General features: G+C 42.0%; 10 protein-coding genes and 1 pseudogene. 8 read left to right on the forward strand and 3 right to left on the reverse strand.

The features are described 5' to 3' along the window. Positions 1-25 precede the first annotated feature (25 nt). Complete coding sequence (locus tag FM037_RS10955) at positions 26-319, reverse strand: putative hemolysin (protein ID WP_144046028.1); 294 nt, start codon at positions 317-319, stop codon at positions 26-28. A gap of 125 nt (positions 320-444) precedes the next feature. Further along, positions 445-1140, reverse strand: a complete 696-nt coding sequence (locus FM037_RS10960) for an outer membrane beta-barrel protein (protein WP_144046029.1) — start codon at positions 1138-1140, stop codon at positions 445-447. Between the two features lie 509 nt (positions 1141-1649). On the opposite strand from FM037_RS10960, the gene FM037_RS10965 reads away from it, so the two are divergent. From FM037_RS10965 to FM037_RS10975, 3 genes are all read left to right on the forward strand, one after another. After that, positions 1650-2159, forward strand: coding sequence for an alpha/beta hydrolase fold domain-containing protein (locus FM037_RS10965; protein ID WP_144046030.1), 510 nt, complete (start codon positions 1650-1652; stop codon positions 2157-2159). Positions 2160-3218: 1059 nt separating this feature from the next. Then, a complete protein-coding gene (locus FM037_RS29370) occupies positions 3219-3746 on the forward strand; it encodes a hypothetical protein (protein ID WP_229381157.1) in 528 nt (175 codons plus the stop codon). Between the two features lie 365 nt (positions 3747-4111). Beyond that, positions 4112-4741, forward strand: coding sequence for an SDR family NAD(P)-dependent oxidoreductase (locus FM037_RS10975; protein WP_144046031.1), 630 nt, complete (start codon positions 4112-4114; stop codon positions 4739-4741). A gap of 670 nt (positions 4742-5411) precedes the next feature. Here FM037_RS10975 and cysZ read toward each other — a convergent pair. Beyond that, a complete protein-coding gene (cysZ, locus tag FM037_RS10980) occupies positions 5412-6188 on the reverse strand; it encodes a sulfate transporter CysZ (protein WP_144046032.1) in 777 nt (258 codons plus the stop codon). Positions 6189-6664: 476 nt separating this feature from the next. Between cysZ and FM037_RS10990 the strand changes: the two genes are divergently transcribed. The 5 genes and pseudogenes from FM037_RS10990 to FM037_RS11010 all read left to right on the forward strand — a co-directional run bounded on the left by FM037_RS10990 (position 6665) and on the right by FM037_RS11010 (position 14149). Next, complete coding sequence (locus FM037_RS10990) at positions 6665-10075, forward strand: chromosome segregation protein SMC (RefSeq protein ID WP_144046033.1); 3411 nt, start codon at positions 6665-6667, stop codon at positions 10073-10075. 22 nt (positions 10076-10097) lie between these two features. Beyond that, positions 10098-11150: a cell division protein ZipA gene (zipA, locus tag FM037_RS10995; protein ID WP_144046034.1), complete on the forward strand. Its 1053-nt coding sequence runs from the start codon at positions 10098-10100 to the stop codon at positions 11148-11150. Between the two features lie 337 nt (positions 11151-11487). Continuing rightward, positions 11488-11984, forward strand: a pseudogene (locus FM037_RS11000) (IS6 family transposase); the annotation flags it as partial. Positions 11985-12319: 335 nt separating this feature from the next. Further along, complete coding sequence (locus FM037_RS11005) at positions 12320-13204, forward strand: LysR family transcriptional regulator (RefSeq protein ID WP_185977008.1); 885 nt, start codon at positions 12320-12322, stop codon at positions 13202-13204. Positions 13205-13216: 12 nt separating this feature from the next. Next, positions 13217-14149, forward strand: a complete 933-nt coding sequence (locus tag FM037_RS11010; RefSeq protein ID WP_144046036.1) for a LysR family transcriptional regulator — start codon at positions 13217-13219, stop codon at positions 14147-14149. The last annotated feature ends 24 nt before the right edge of the window (positions 14150-14173 follow it).

Below are 14173 nucleotides of genomic sequence, written 5' to 3' on the forward strand. Positions count from 1 at the left end.
TGGCCGAAACCATATGAAACAAGTTTTATTTGTCTTGATGATCTCTATGGTAGAGGGCCCACTCTTCAATGACTTCACCCGAGGGAAGCGTGCAAATACCTTGTTGTCCATCGGGACCGGTGACTATCTCCAGCTCTCCACCCTGTGTGATACAGTAGTCGGAAGCTGGGTTACTCATGTTTGCCATAACGGCCTCTTCATGAAGGCAACATGCCGCGAGGGCTAAGATAATAGTAAGCAGGCCAACACTGAGAAAGACGCCGTTAACCACCTTCTCAAATGAGACTTTGCTAAACAAACCAGGGTGCATATTTTTCATGAAATAACTCCAGGTAATCTTCGATATCAGACCGATAAGCTCTCACTTATCGGCCTGTAGATATAACAAAGCGCCCGAGTGGACGCTTAGAGATAACGCTTATCGTTTATTATTTAAGTAATGACTTAGAAACGGTAACCGACAGTAAACATCACAGTGCTGAAGTCTTTGTTATCAATTTCGTTTTTAACACGACCTAAAGAGCCGCTTGTAGACTTGCCATCCATATAGGCACGAGCAGAGTAATCCATGTCTCTATCACCACTTTGAATGGTGTAGTGCAAGTTGAAGTTCAGGCCGTTATCCATGTAGTAACCTACACCAATCATTGGGCTAACGACTGTACTGCTGCTAGCATTCAAATGGAGTCCAGTGTCATGACTAATGCCTCCTGGAGCCATTTCAGTGAAATCAGCACCAGCACCCATCTTATATTTTGAGAACTCGGCACCCGCCTTAACCGCTAGGTGACCCGCACCCACGGCAAACTGATAGCCCACATATAGAGTGTGAGCTTTATAGCTTTCATTTGTATAAGCATCAGCTTGAATAACTCCATTAATATCAAAAGGAATTACATGTATATCATCACTAGCAGCCGACCAGTTTGACTCATTTTTATCGCCTGTATAGGTATAACCAAAGATGAAATTCTGGTAGCCGGCTTCCAGGCCCAAAGCTAAGTTAGTACCGAATGCTTTATTGTTGGATGCACCAAGCATAGGGTTGAGTGTAAATTCACTCGCACTCGCACTCGCACTTGCCGAAGCGGATAGGGCAAGCATTGAAGTTACGGCGCACGCTAATAATACTTTTTTCATCTAAATTCTCTCTGATTCTCTGAATGAGTTGGCTGTTGCCCGGTTGTTCACCTTTGTGAGCCTGGCTACTTTCTGACATAGCGTGTCACTGGCGACTACTTAGGCTTGCTAATGGTTACTATGGTTTGGTTTTAACAAAGATGGGGTCTCTCTTTATTAAGATGGGTTCATGATATTGGGAGAGGGTTTACCAGACATCATTAAGAACATTGATAAACCTTAGAGATACAAAGAGGAAAAATCGCCGCCTCATCGTTATTATACGGTGATCATTTTTAACGGGTGGTTTCAGTAGAAATAAATATGTCAGAATTGAGTTATTCTCGAGGCTCTTTTTTTATATGACTTAGGTTACTCAGCCGGCAAAATCTTAGTGATAGGTATAAAAAAGTGACTCAACAACTAACACTGTAAGTAATGAATAGTGGAAAGGTTATCAATAAGATAAACACACATCGAATCGGTAAATTACTTTTAATAATGATGGGTGAAAAAATGAAAATCAAAACATGGGTCTTCGTGTGATATCTGTAGATTATACTCTGGCACCTCATGCCAAATATGACACCATAACAGATCAGGTTATCTCTGTTATCCAAGGGTTAACCAAGCAAGGTTACAAGATGTCTGATATCGCCATCTATGGGGACTCCGCGGGTGGGGGCTTAGCCGCAGGTTTAGGCATGGACCTCCCCGCAGCAGTTGTGCTTTGGTCTCCCTGGTCAGACATTACAGATACCGGCGACAGCTACCACACGCTAAAAGATGCCGATCCTCTTTATCTGTACGACTTACTGCTAAGACCATCGGCAGAAGCCTACGCTGCAAAGAAAGATCAAAAGCATCCTTATGTATCTCCGGTATATGGTGACTACAGCAAACCTTTTCCACCGACCTTAATTCAAGCTGGTACCAAGGAACTCTTTTTAAGTGACGCACCAATATTTCATTACGCTTATAAACAGGCACTAAACGAGATGTTTCAGCAACAGAGATATAGAGATATAGAGATGCAGTAGCGAGTTATCAACCAGGTTCTTCATTATGTCCTGGTAAGGAAGTTCATTCAAAAAAAAACCTAATAGTTAGATTAAAAACTAGACTGGATTTTATCCTTTCAATGGACCATATCACAGTTAAATTGACCTAAATCAGCATTTGAATACTTTGCCTTTATGTAAATAATTATGTTTTATATCAAGTTAATAGCTGCAAGCCTGACGTCGGGTGACCGTGATTATAAAAAGGGGGCTTGTCTTTATGTCAACTGACCATTGGGAGAGTTGCTCAGTATTACTCTATAACAAACATTGCTATCTTTTGACCGCTACTTAGCGGTTTTTTTGCCTTAATTTCTTACCGTCTAACTATCTAGATTTCATTTTCGTCAACTGACTTTTAGGAGAGTTGCTCGTCACCAGTCAATCATTCATTCTAGTACGGAAAGTTAGATTCCTATTTAGTTTTTCAGTGACTCCAACCCGCTAATTCCCCCATCAATTAGCGGGTTTTCTTTCTTTAAATATTCATCAATATCGATTCTTCATTAAGGGTCTAAACCTATGACTTGAAGGAATCGAAGTGGGAAGTAACTTTTAGTGATTCCCACCGCTGTTTAGTTTTATAGGTGCATTGCTTACAGGCGAGGTGGTAAGGTCATGTTCGGGATTCTAATGAGCGTGTATTTAAAAGCCTATATAATGTATTTACCGTACTTTCATTATTAGAACTATGTAGTGCTCAAGTAATGAGTCGTTTTAATCTATGGTGCGGAAAGACCTTCTTATCAGCCATCTTTATTTTACGGTAAATAGACCTGCTTTTAGCTAATTTATCAGCTGTTAACTCACACGTTTATGCCCTAAATTATTTAGTGCAAATACTCATTAATACATTATTAATACGTTCACATATACCAATTGTTAATAATTGTCACCACTAATTGATAATGCATTTGTATACAACAAGTATAATATTCCGATCGTGAATATTAGAGTGTGATTAGTGTCACTTTTAAATTTAAATAAAACTGATAAAACTGATAAAACCATACTTTAAGTAAGATAAAGGAAATGAGAATGAGTGATATAAAAAATGACATAGAAGGTTTAATGAAGAATGCGGCAGAGATTACCTCGTCTGTATTCGATTGTGAAACACATCAACCGTTTATTTGTACCCACCCCACTTTTTACCATGAGGGACATTTTTATATATTGTCGACTAAGATTGCCAAGCAAACAAAATATTATGAAGCAGGGAGTGAACTCTCAGTCATTGTCGTTGGTGAGTGCACTGTAAAGCAAAATCTTTTCTCTCGTAAAAGGGTGACAATACTCTGTAAACCCAAAGAGTTAGAAAAGGATGATAAATTAAGAGGGTTATTTGAAAAGCATCTTGGTACATTTGCCTCTGGGCTTATGGATGTTATAGATTTTAAAGTTTTTTTATTAAAACCCATTGGAGGCTTGTATTTTAGAGGTTTTGGTAGGGCTTTTGAATTTACTTCTGATTCTGTCGATGTAATACATTTAAAAGAACCCCATAAACCAAAATCTGGTAATACGATGGCAAAAATATTAAAAAATAGTTTGTCGAAGGTTTAACAATCATGAAGATAGGCTCCATTTAGCCTATTAAATTGTAATGATTCGTTTGCTAAAATGCTGTTATAGCACTTAAAGGATCTTGTCCTTGGTGATACTGAATGAAAGTTTCTTATGCTGGATGTGCAACTAAATGGTTATCCTTGACTAGATAAATTCCCGATGTAAATTAGGGCTAGTTCGTCCGATGACCGTGATATAGCGGCAGCTAAGAATATAAAAAAATTCGCCTGTGCAGCGAAGCTGTTTAGTGTGGGGAGAAGTCAGGTTGTTATATTTTACAACAACAATCGCGTAAAAATAGGATATAAAACAATATACATTAATACTAACTATTATCATCTCTAACGGCATGGATTAACATTATGAAAAATATCGCGATATGGGGAGCAGCTAGTGGGCTTGGTGCTGCAATGGTTGATTACTATCATCAAAAAGGTATTAACGTAATCGCTATTGCAAGAAACCCTGATAAGAATACTAAGATCGCAGAATACCAGTTGACGGCTATTTCATGTGATGCAACAAACAGCAATCAAGTTGAAAATGCTGTCAGTCAACTACCTAGAGATGTGATAAATATTTCTACAATGGGAAGCTTTCGCGCTGATATTCCTGTTGATTATATTGGGCACCGTAATCTTATTAATGCATTAGAAAAGTACTCCCACTCTCGTTTTCTCTTAGTTACATCACTGGGTTGTGGCGACTCATGGAAATACTTATCTGAGCGTGCAAAACAAGGTTTTGGTAGTGCTGTACGGGAAAAATCACTTGCTGAGGCGTGGCTCAAAAGTAGTAGCTTAAATTTTACTATTTTACGTCCCGGCGGTTTACTAGATGGCGCAATGACAAATAACGGAGAATTGTCACAAGAAGTGGAAGTTCATGGCGTGATAACACGAGCTGAAGTTGCAAGATTAACGCATAAATTATTAGAATCGTCATCTGTTGGTGAGATTTACCAGTGTGTTGATCCTACTGCAACCGACTAAAGAAAGTTTTAAGGAGGAAAGCATCCCCTTAATCAAAGTGCGCCAGAAAATAGTCTGTTAAATACCTCCCCAAAGGGCGGTATTTAACAGTTTTTCTATTTATGCGCACTTGTAGACTTAAATCATTTCGGTCCATAAACGTGCTAAAACCCCACACATTTCACATAGAAAAATATATTCAAATCGAAGAGATAACTTTCTCGAAATCATAACAGGTGTAAACGCGGCTGTGACCTTCCGTGGCAAGGATGTCTCGGCAGAGGCTATAGGGTGCTTGAATGATATCCTACCTAAAGGCCAGTTCGGCGTCCTTGCCTCTCGTTCATAAGCACTTGGCTATGCCAAATTCACCGTGTCGCAGAAGTGTTTGCACTTTAAGGTCATTCACATCTGACCCATAAGGCCTGAGATATTCCAGATATCACTCAGGCATTTCCCACGTCCGTGTTGGTCAGATGGGAAATGTCTTGAGATATCTCTGACCATGTGAATACGACATTAGTGAATCCTTGTACTGTACCCATAGTAGATGATTAATAACCGCTCACCCTTGTTCAAAGTAGAAGTGCACTTATGCATTGAGTCCAAATGGCACCAAACCCAAACCCAAACCCAAAACATCAAACAGCTAAATGAAACTGAGCTCAGAATAAAATGTAAACCCGAGACGTTACTCTGGCGCAATTTCTGGGTGTTTATAGGCTTCACGATATTTATCGACCCACATGGCTGTCGCGCCACAAATAGCCACTGGCATCACGATAAAGTTAACGATGGGGATCATCGAAAATAGGGTGACGGCCGCGCCGAAACTGAAACTCGTTCCCTTGGTCTGATTGAGGGCAAATTTCATGTCAGGGAAGGGTACCTTGTGGTTATCGAAGGGATAATCACAGTATTGTATCGCCATCATCCAGGCACTAAACAGGAACCAGATGATGGGGGCAAAAGTTTGACCGACAAAAGGTACCCAGAACAAGATTAGGCAGATGATGGCCCTGGGCAGGTAATATTTAAGCTTTATCCATTCCCGGCCCAAGATACGTGGCAGATCTTTAATTAAGTCTACCGTGGTACCGGTATTGAGATCTTTACCTGTCAGGTGTTGCTCGACCTTTTCGGCGAGTAAGCCATTAAAAGGCGCGGCAATCCAGTTCATCACAGAGCTAAACAGAAAAGACAGCACCACCAGTAGGGTGATCACGGCCAGAGGCCAGAGGATAAAATTGAGCCAACTAAGGTACTCAGGGAGTTGACCCGATACCCAGGCGAAAGCACTTTCTAACTGACCTATGGCAAAATAGATGACGCTGGCAAAGATGACCAGGTTAATCATCAAGGGGATAAACACAAAGCGTCTCAGCCCTTTAGTCTTGATCAGACTAAATCCATCGAGGAAATAGTTCACTCCGCTCTTCGTCGTTGCTTGGTTTGTTTTGGGGTTCATAAATAGATTCGATCACCGTTCCATGTAAACTTAACGAGATTGTGTTCCACCCGCATGATGATGACAAGTAGTAATACCAATCAATATAAGAAAGTGATCTACTCAGAGTTATTTTTGGCAAACTAATTCAAGGTGAATAGATAATGGGATGGTGCTCCCTTGTGAAGTAATTCAACGAAGAAGTAGGCGGCCAAAAACACTCCTGAAAGGCGAGTTTTAGCGCTTCAGATGCTGTGTTAACGAGCTAAAACGTAGAATAACTATGTTCTTCACTCATTGCCTTGCCTCTGAAGCGCTAAACTCTCGCTGAGCGATCACATCTTTATACTGATTGGTATATAGCCTCTAGCTCAATAAAAACGTGACAAAAACCTACCCGTTTTGGTAGAGTAGCCGCAGAAAATCAACTCTAAACAAGCTCAGTTCGGTAAAATTAAATTTAGTTTATTCTTACCGGAAACGACCTAACTGGCACCATGAGACTCAAACAGATAAAACTTGCTGGATTTAAGTCGTTTGTCGATTCAACTAAGATCCCCTTTCTTAACCCCTTAAGCGCCATCATAGGCCCAAATGGTTGTGGTAAATCTAATATCATAGATGCCGTACGTTGGGTGTTGGGCGAAAGCTCGGCTAAACATCTGCGTGGCGACTCCATGGCCGATGTTATCTTCAATGGCTCGACGGCTCGCCGTCCAGTTTCTGTGGCCAGTGTCGAGCTGAACTTCGAGAACTTAGATGGCAGGTTAACGGGCGAATATTCCAGTTATCAGGAAATTGTGGTTAAACGTCAGGTCAGCCGTGACGGAGACTCAAGCTACTTTTTAAATGGTCAGAAGTGTCGTCGTAAAGACATTACCGATCTATTTATGGGCACAGGTCTTGGCCCGAGAAGCTATGCGATTATCGAGCAGGGGACTATTTCAAGGTTAATCGAGTCTAAGCCCCAAGAGCTGAGAGTGTTTATCGAAGAAGCGGCGGGGATATCTCGTTATAAAGAGCGTCGCCGTGAAACCGAAAATCGCATCCGCCATACCAGAGAGAACTTAGAGCGTCTCGGTGATATCCGAACAGAGTTGGGTCGACAGTTAGACAAATTAGCTGAGCAAGCCACGGCGGCGAAGCAATATCGTGAGCTGAAACAATCTGAGCGCCAGTTAGACTCAGAGTTGTTTGTTAGTCGCTACTTAGAGTTAACCGATCAAACTGAGAGACTGACCCTGGACGTAAATCGTCTCGAGTTAGCCAAGGCGGAAGTTGAGGCCGAGAAGGAGCGCACAGAGCTTGAGCTGACTCGGCTCAATGTGCAACTGGTAGAACTCGATGGTGAAGAGCAAAAGCGCGTCGAGTCTTTTTATCTCTCTGGTACTCAGATAGCTAAACTTGAGCAAGATCTTAAGCACCGTCAGCAGCAAGACTCACATGTCGAGCAACGTATTGCGGGTATCGTGCATAAACTCAAGCAACATCAAGATAAATTATCTGCTGATGAAATCTCTCAGCAGACATTGAGGATCGATTTGGCCCTCAAGCAGCCGCAACTTGAACTGGCACACTTATCCTTGACACGGGTCACCAGTAACTTGAGTGAGCATGAGCTTAAGGCCGGAGAATCAAGAGCCAAGTTATCCGAACACAAAGAAAAAGTATCCTCGTATCGTCTGGCCCATGAAGTCTCAAGGGGCAAATTGTCACATCAAGGCGTTATGTTGGAGCAGACAAGGACTCAGCTTACTAAGATAGAGCAAGAAGCTACCGGGCTCCTCGAACAAGAAGCGGCTAAGATTGAGCAAGATAATATTTCTCGGCTGACTCAATGGCACAGCGATGCCATGGAGCAAGGCGAGTTCAATGATGAACATGACGACAAGCTAAGCGAACTTCTACAAGCCCAAATTAACCTCAAGGCTAAGCAGGAAGCCCTGGGTCAATCTCTCGCCGAAGAGCGGGGGCGTTTGGCCTTAGTCACTAAGTTATTGCCCGATGATGTGAGTCAAGAAGGGACTAAAGCCCTATGGCAACTTATCGATGTACAGCCAGGTTGGGAGAAAGCAGTAGAGCTGATATTTGACGGTTTACTGAAAATTCCAGCGGGTGTGGACAAAGGGGAATTTGGCTTTGAAGGCCTAGTACACCAAGAGTGGCACGGGCTGAGCAGTAATGCGAATCTCTCACCTTGGTTGAGTCAGGTTCAATGGGCCGATAGCCTGGAGCAGGCTAAAGAGTGGGTTGGCGGGATAAGTGAGCACGAACGCATAGTGACCGCGGATGGCTATCTGTTAGGCAGAGGCTTCGTGATCAAGAAAGGCACTGATTCAGGTTCTCTGGTCCAACTTAAGTGTGAGCAAGAAGCGTTAGAAGTCAGCATTGATGATAGCGAGTCCTTACTTAATGATCTTAATCGTCAGGGCCATGACTTAGATGCCCATATCAAGCCGCTAAAAATAGAGCTGTCATCGGGTATTGAGACTCTACAGAAGCTCAATGTATCCATTGCTAGCTTGAGCGTGCAGATAGAAGCGGATAAACAACGAAATCAAGAGCGAAACCGTCGCCGTGAACATCTTGACTCTGAACTCGCTCGCCTAAAAGCCCTGCTTAACGAGCTGCAAGAGGGTGAGTTGAGTATTCAGGCTCGTCTGAATGAGGCGCAATCTAGCTTGGAGCAAGGTGAGCAAGCGCAAACTCGCTTAGTTCAAGGCCTTGAGGAACGAGTGGACTCGGTGAGTGTTTGTAAAGATAAATACAAGCAGCTGCAACAAGAGGATCGTGAGTTGAGCCAAATATGTCAGACATTAACGACTAAGCTGGCGCTCAACGAGCAGTCTATCGAGCAGCAAGGTGTTCGCATCGAGGAGCTGACCTTAGCTAAGTCCGCGCTTGAACATCAGTTGATTGAACAAAATGTGGCCAGTGAAGATGGCCGCCTGAGCACTTTAAAAGAGCAGTTAGGTCAGGCTCTGGCACAGCAACAAACTAAGCAAGTCGAATTAGCTTCACTTCGTTCGCAGCAGACTCAACTGCAAGAATCGAGTGATAGTGCAGGAATAAAGAAAAAACAACAGCTTGGCAAGACAGAAAACTTGACTCAGTCTATCAGCACGTTAAAGTTACGTCGCGAAGGCTTGAAAGGTCAGGCTGATAGCCAACTGATGCAGCTAAAAGAGCAAAATATTGAGTTGGAACAAGTTAAATCTTCGCTGGATCTGAATAAAAGTGCTCAGACTCGTCAACGAGAGTTAGAAAGGATCAGAGCTCAAATTATTCATCTAGGTGCGATCAACTTGGCCGCTATCGAAGAATATGAACAACAAAGTGAACGAAAGAACTATTTAGATAGCCAAGATGCGGATCTTACTTCGGCGTTGACCAGTCTGGAAGAGGCGATTCGTAAGATAGATAAGGAAACCAAGAGTCGCTTTAAAGATACCTTCGATAAGGTGAATAAAGACTTGGGTTTGTTGTTTCCTAAAGTTTTTGGCGGCGGCAGTGCCGAGCTGGCGTTGACCCATGATGATCTACTCGAGACCGGAGTGACTATTATGGCCAGACCGCCAGGTAAAAAGAATAGCACGATCCACCTTCTTTCTGGTGGAGAAAAAGCGTTAACCGCATTATCATTGGTGTTTGCGATTTTTAGGCTCAATCCAGCACCATTTTGTATGTTAGATGAGGTTGATGCCCCTCTGGATGACGCCAATGTCGATAGATTCTGTCGATTAGTGAAAGAGATGTCTCAGAGTGTGCAATTTATTTTTATTAGTCATAACAAGATCACCATGGAATTGGCCGATCAACTGATAGGAGTCACTATGCATGAACCCGGAGTTTCACGCATAGTTGCTGTAGATATTGATGAAGCGGTGGCACTGGCCGACGCTGGATAACATAGGAAAGACAGGGTACCCAATGGAAAATTTGCAACTTGTATTATTCGTTTTAGGCGCAATAGCTATTATCGCCGTACTTGTGCATGGTTTTTGGTCCATTAGAAAGCAACAACCTAAATCATTGAAAGATAGCCCCATGTCGGGCTTCTACAAAGATCAATCCGCAAATCGGGACTCACAAGGTTTCGATGTCGACGGTATTGGTGAAGTCAGGGTTCGTAAAAGCGAACTGAATTTAGACGATGAAGTCCTTACCGATCCGCTTGATTCCGATACGGTAAAGAGTGAGCCACAATTTAATTCTGCAGCAGAGGCACAGAGCCTGAGTGATGTGGAAATGACAATTGAGAGCGAGAGTGATTTTTCATTGTCAGATCAACCGAAGCAGAAGATGAACCGCCAGAGACAAGAGCCGGTATTATCTGCTCAAGTTCAGGATTCTGACGATCTCAATCAGATGGAACTCGGGCTTGGACAGGAAGCAGCGCCGAGTCAAAGCTCTTTGTTTGAGACGGATAGTGCTCAGCCAGAGGCCGAGATTTTTGTAGAAACAGCAGCCCCTATCTACGCCACACCAGTGACAGAGCCTAGAGTACAGGCCGCGCCAAAACTTCAGGCTAAAACAAAGCCTCAAGTTGCCGAGCAAGATATCTTAGCCGAACCCAGAGATGTATTGGTGCTGCATGTTGTTGCGGCTGAAGATGCGTCATTAAATGGCACCGACTTGTTACCTAGTTTGCTAACGCTTAACTTTAAGTTCGGTGACATGAGCATTTTCCATCGTCATGAAGACAATGCAGGCACAGGTAAGGTGTTGTTCTCGCTGGCGAACATGGTGAAACCTGGTATTTTCAATCCAGATGAAATGGAACAGTTCAGTACAGAAGGTGTGGTGTTATTTATGACATTACCTTGCCATGGTGATCCTCTGATGAACTTCTCGATTATGCTTAATTCTGCGCATCAACTCGCTGATGACTTAGGTGGTAAAGTGCTCGATGGTGGTCGTGATACCTGGAGCGAGACGACTAAACAAAGCTATCTGCAGCGTATTCGAACGCAATTGCCTTAAACACTCCTGCAGACTCATTGATTTTAGAAAGGCCGCCTTTGCGGCTTGCTGTAACCTTGTAAATTATTGATTTATATCGGCACCATAGTTTTGGTGTTCACGTATTGACCACACGTAACCGTTAGGAAAATAAAAACCGCCTTAATCGGCGGTTTTTTGCTTTATGACAACATCATTTGAAGTTGTTAGCAGCTCTTTCAAAAATGTCAGCATCCATTTCAATGGTCCTGTCACAAAGTTGACGAAGCAAGCTAAAATATTGATGATGTTCAGATATTAACTTTGAGCATTCACTGCATGACCATCAACTTCTCAACATTATCTACCAAATATCATCATGTAGGCGCTTCGCTATTATCTGGCTTATAAACTCAGTTACCGTGACATTGAGGAGATGTTCGCTGATTGTAATATCCACTTTTACCACTCAATCCTGAACCGTTGGATTATCAAATATGAGCTGCAACTCGAAGCCGTATTCAGGACGTTACAGCGCCGAGTATTTGGCTCTTGGCGAATGTATGAGACCTATATAAAAGTTAAAGATCGCTGGATTTACTATTATCGGGTCGTGGATAACTACGGCGCTATTATTGATTTTTTATTTGAGTGAAACCCTTGATGAGTCAGCGGCACAGGCCTTTTTAAATAAAGCTATGAACCAACATGGCTTATCTGACAAAGGTAGTTATTGATAAAGGTGGTGCGAATGCTGCAGCATTAGATACCATCAATATTCGTCTTTGGTTATCTGGACATATACTGTCTATGATTGAGATTTTGGCCGTTAAATATTTAAATAATATTGTCGAGCAAAGATGGACACAACTGAAATTATGACGCCATGGGATCAATTTTATTCTTTAGCGGCCAAACAGCACGTGGAGGAAACTGCGATCACTTTGTTTCTCAAAGATGAGACAGAACCTGTTTTCTTACCTTGAACTCCTCCTGTATTCCTCGCACTTATGTTGCATATTTAAGCGCCTTGTTGTAAAGGGTAGGAAATTTGCTCATAATAAAATTTAGTTTTTATCTATAAATTGGCAGGATGCCCTCAAACAGAGATGTTTTGATTCTAGATATCAAATTTTTCTACTACAAATTTAGCTTAATTTGAATTCTGTTCTACTATTTTTGTATTTATCGAAAATTTACTTATGAACAATATGAATCAGTCTTTTGATGAGTTGACTCATCTGGATCTTAATTATTTACCCATGTTAGCAGTTTTATTAAAAGAAATGCATGTAACAAATGCTGCAAAAAAACTGAAAGTGTCTCAGCCCGCTATGAGTCAAATGTTAAAAAAGTTTCGGCATCTATTTAACGACCCCATCTTAGTTAAAACTAAAGACGGCATGATTTTGACAAATAAAGCTCAGGAGATAAAACAATCACTTGAACCCATCTTTGCACTCATGGTTGATACGATTGAAAACCGTCGGTTTTCTCCATTAACGGCCCAAGGCTCCGTACGACTGGTCATGGATGATGTCAGTGCTCGACTCTGCACGGTAAAAATTATCGAGCATTTAAAGGTTTTAGCGCCGAAATTAAATCTGCAAATTAACTTATTAGATCACAATAGTTTTCAAAAATTACGAGGAGGACAGGTTGACTTTGTTATTAGCTGTTATGACAGAGTCCCTTACGCCCTTAATCATAAGGTCATTTCCTATATTACTTATCAAGATGTGTCAATGGGTCACGTTTCACAAGATAAGGAATTAAAACGATTGGTGTATACACATCTCGGCTGTGAAAAATCATCAGTTGTTGCAGATAAGTCTCTCGATGAACTGATCGTTTTGAGGTCTTGCTTGTTAGGCTCGGTTATGAATGCCTTGAGTGCTCCTAATACAGTGGCTTGGCTGCCTTACTATGCGGCAAAGGTGCTGGATGGTGAGTGCCGTACCGCGCTCCAATGGAAAGGACACGCAGAGCAACATGCATTAAAACTGTTTTGGAATGATTATAGTGAACATGCGGAAGTTAACAAATGGTTACGCAATGAGCTTGCTCTGTTATTGCCTACAATACTGTGCGATTGAGGGAGAAGGGGAGTGCATTATTCAATATTAGAACGTATACAAGCATGTGATCTTAATTTGTTATTGAGTTTAGCCGTGTTGATCGAAGAGCAAAGTGTTTCAGTTAGTGCAGAACGTCTCGGGCTTTCTCAACCGACAATGAGCAAGCATTTAAAGAAGTTACGCATTTACTTTGATGATGAATTGTTCTTTAAACAAGGACATAGGATCAAAGCTAACGATAAAGCGCTGTCGCTGTTACCCAATTTACATCAATGGCTACAAATGAGTCAGCGCCTTATGCTGCAATCGCCTTTCGATGCATCAGATCTCCGAGGGGTGATCCGCATTGCATTTCGAGATGATCAGGCAGAACAATTTATGCCGTTAATATTAAGAACAATGGCAAGTGAAGCTCCTCATCTTGAGTTAGAGTTCATGAATAAATCTCGTCAGGTGTTTTCGATGCTTGAGAGGGGTGAATTAGATTTAGCTACCGTTGCCAGTGAACACCCGCCGACAAATATTTATGGAAGTGTGATTCCTAACCTTAAGAATTATGCTGTGTATGTTCAAAGTCACCCACTTTCAGCCATTAACAAGCCGACGTTGAAACAAATTTTGTCTCATGCAACTGCGGAGTATAGCTCATCAGATTCATTGGAGTCAGTAATAGATCAACTTGCTACTCAGCTTGATTGCATTAGACAAGTCACATTTAGCAGTGATTCGATGACGGTGATGTTACATGGATTATTAGCTGGGCAGCATGTTGGTTTTGTACCTGAAAGGATTTTTCATGATCCTTTTTGGCGCCAGCATTTATTACGGGTTCATATTCCGGAGGCAAAGAGTGCTATCAATTATTTATGTTGGCATGCACGAGTACATAGCGACCCAATTATTCAGTGGTTTAAAAATCGAATTTTAAGTTTGATTGATGAACACTTAGACACCATACGTTGACTCAATTAATTACTCTGTTGTGTA

This window comes from Shewanella psychropiezotolerans (genome assembly GCF_007197555.1).
Classification (GTDB): Bacteria; Pseudomonadota; Gammaproteobacteria; order Enterobacterales; family Shewanellaceae; genus Shewanella; species Shewanella psychropiezotolerans.

Excerpts from the sequence above, each read along its gene's own strand:
- FM037_RS10955 (WP_144046028.1), bottom strand. The coding sequence starts at position 319 with ATGAAAAATATGCACCCTGGTTTGTTTAGCAAAGTCTCATTTGAGAAG.
- FM037_RS10960 (WP_144046029.1), bottom strand. The coding sequence starts at position 1,140 with ATGAAAAAAGTATTATTAGCGTGCGCCGTAACTTCAATGCTTGCCCTA.
- FM037_RS10965 (WP_144046030.1), top strand. The coding sequence starts at position 1,650 with ATGGGTCTTCGTGTGATATCTGTAGATTATACTCTGGCACCTCATGCC.
- FM037_RS29370 (WP_229381157.1), top strand. The coding sequence starts at position 3,219 with ATGAGTGATATAAAAAATGACATAGAAGGTTTAATGAAGAATGCGGCA.
- FM037_RS10975 (WP_144046031.1), top strand. The coding sequence starts at position 4,112 with ATGAAAAATATCGCGATATGGGGAGCAGCTAGTGGGCTTGGTGCTGCA.
- cysZ (WP_144046032.1), bottom strand. The coding sequence starts at position 6,188 with ATGAACCCCAAAACAAACCAAGCAACGACGAAGAGCGGAGTGAACTAT.
- FM037_RS10990 (WP_144046033.1), top strand. The coding sequence starts at position 6,665 with ATGAGACTCAAACAGATAAAACTTGCTGGATTTAAGTCGTTTGTCGAT.
- zipA (WP_144046034.1), top strand. The coding sequence starts at position 10,098 with ATGGAAAATTTGCAACTTGTATTATTCGTTTTAGGCGCAATAGCTATT.
- FM037_RS11005 (WP_185977008.1), top strand. The coding sequence starts at position 12,320 with ATGAATCAGTCTTTTGATGAGTTGACTCATCTGGATCTTAATTATTTA.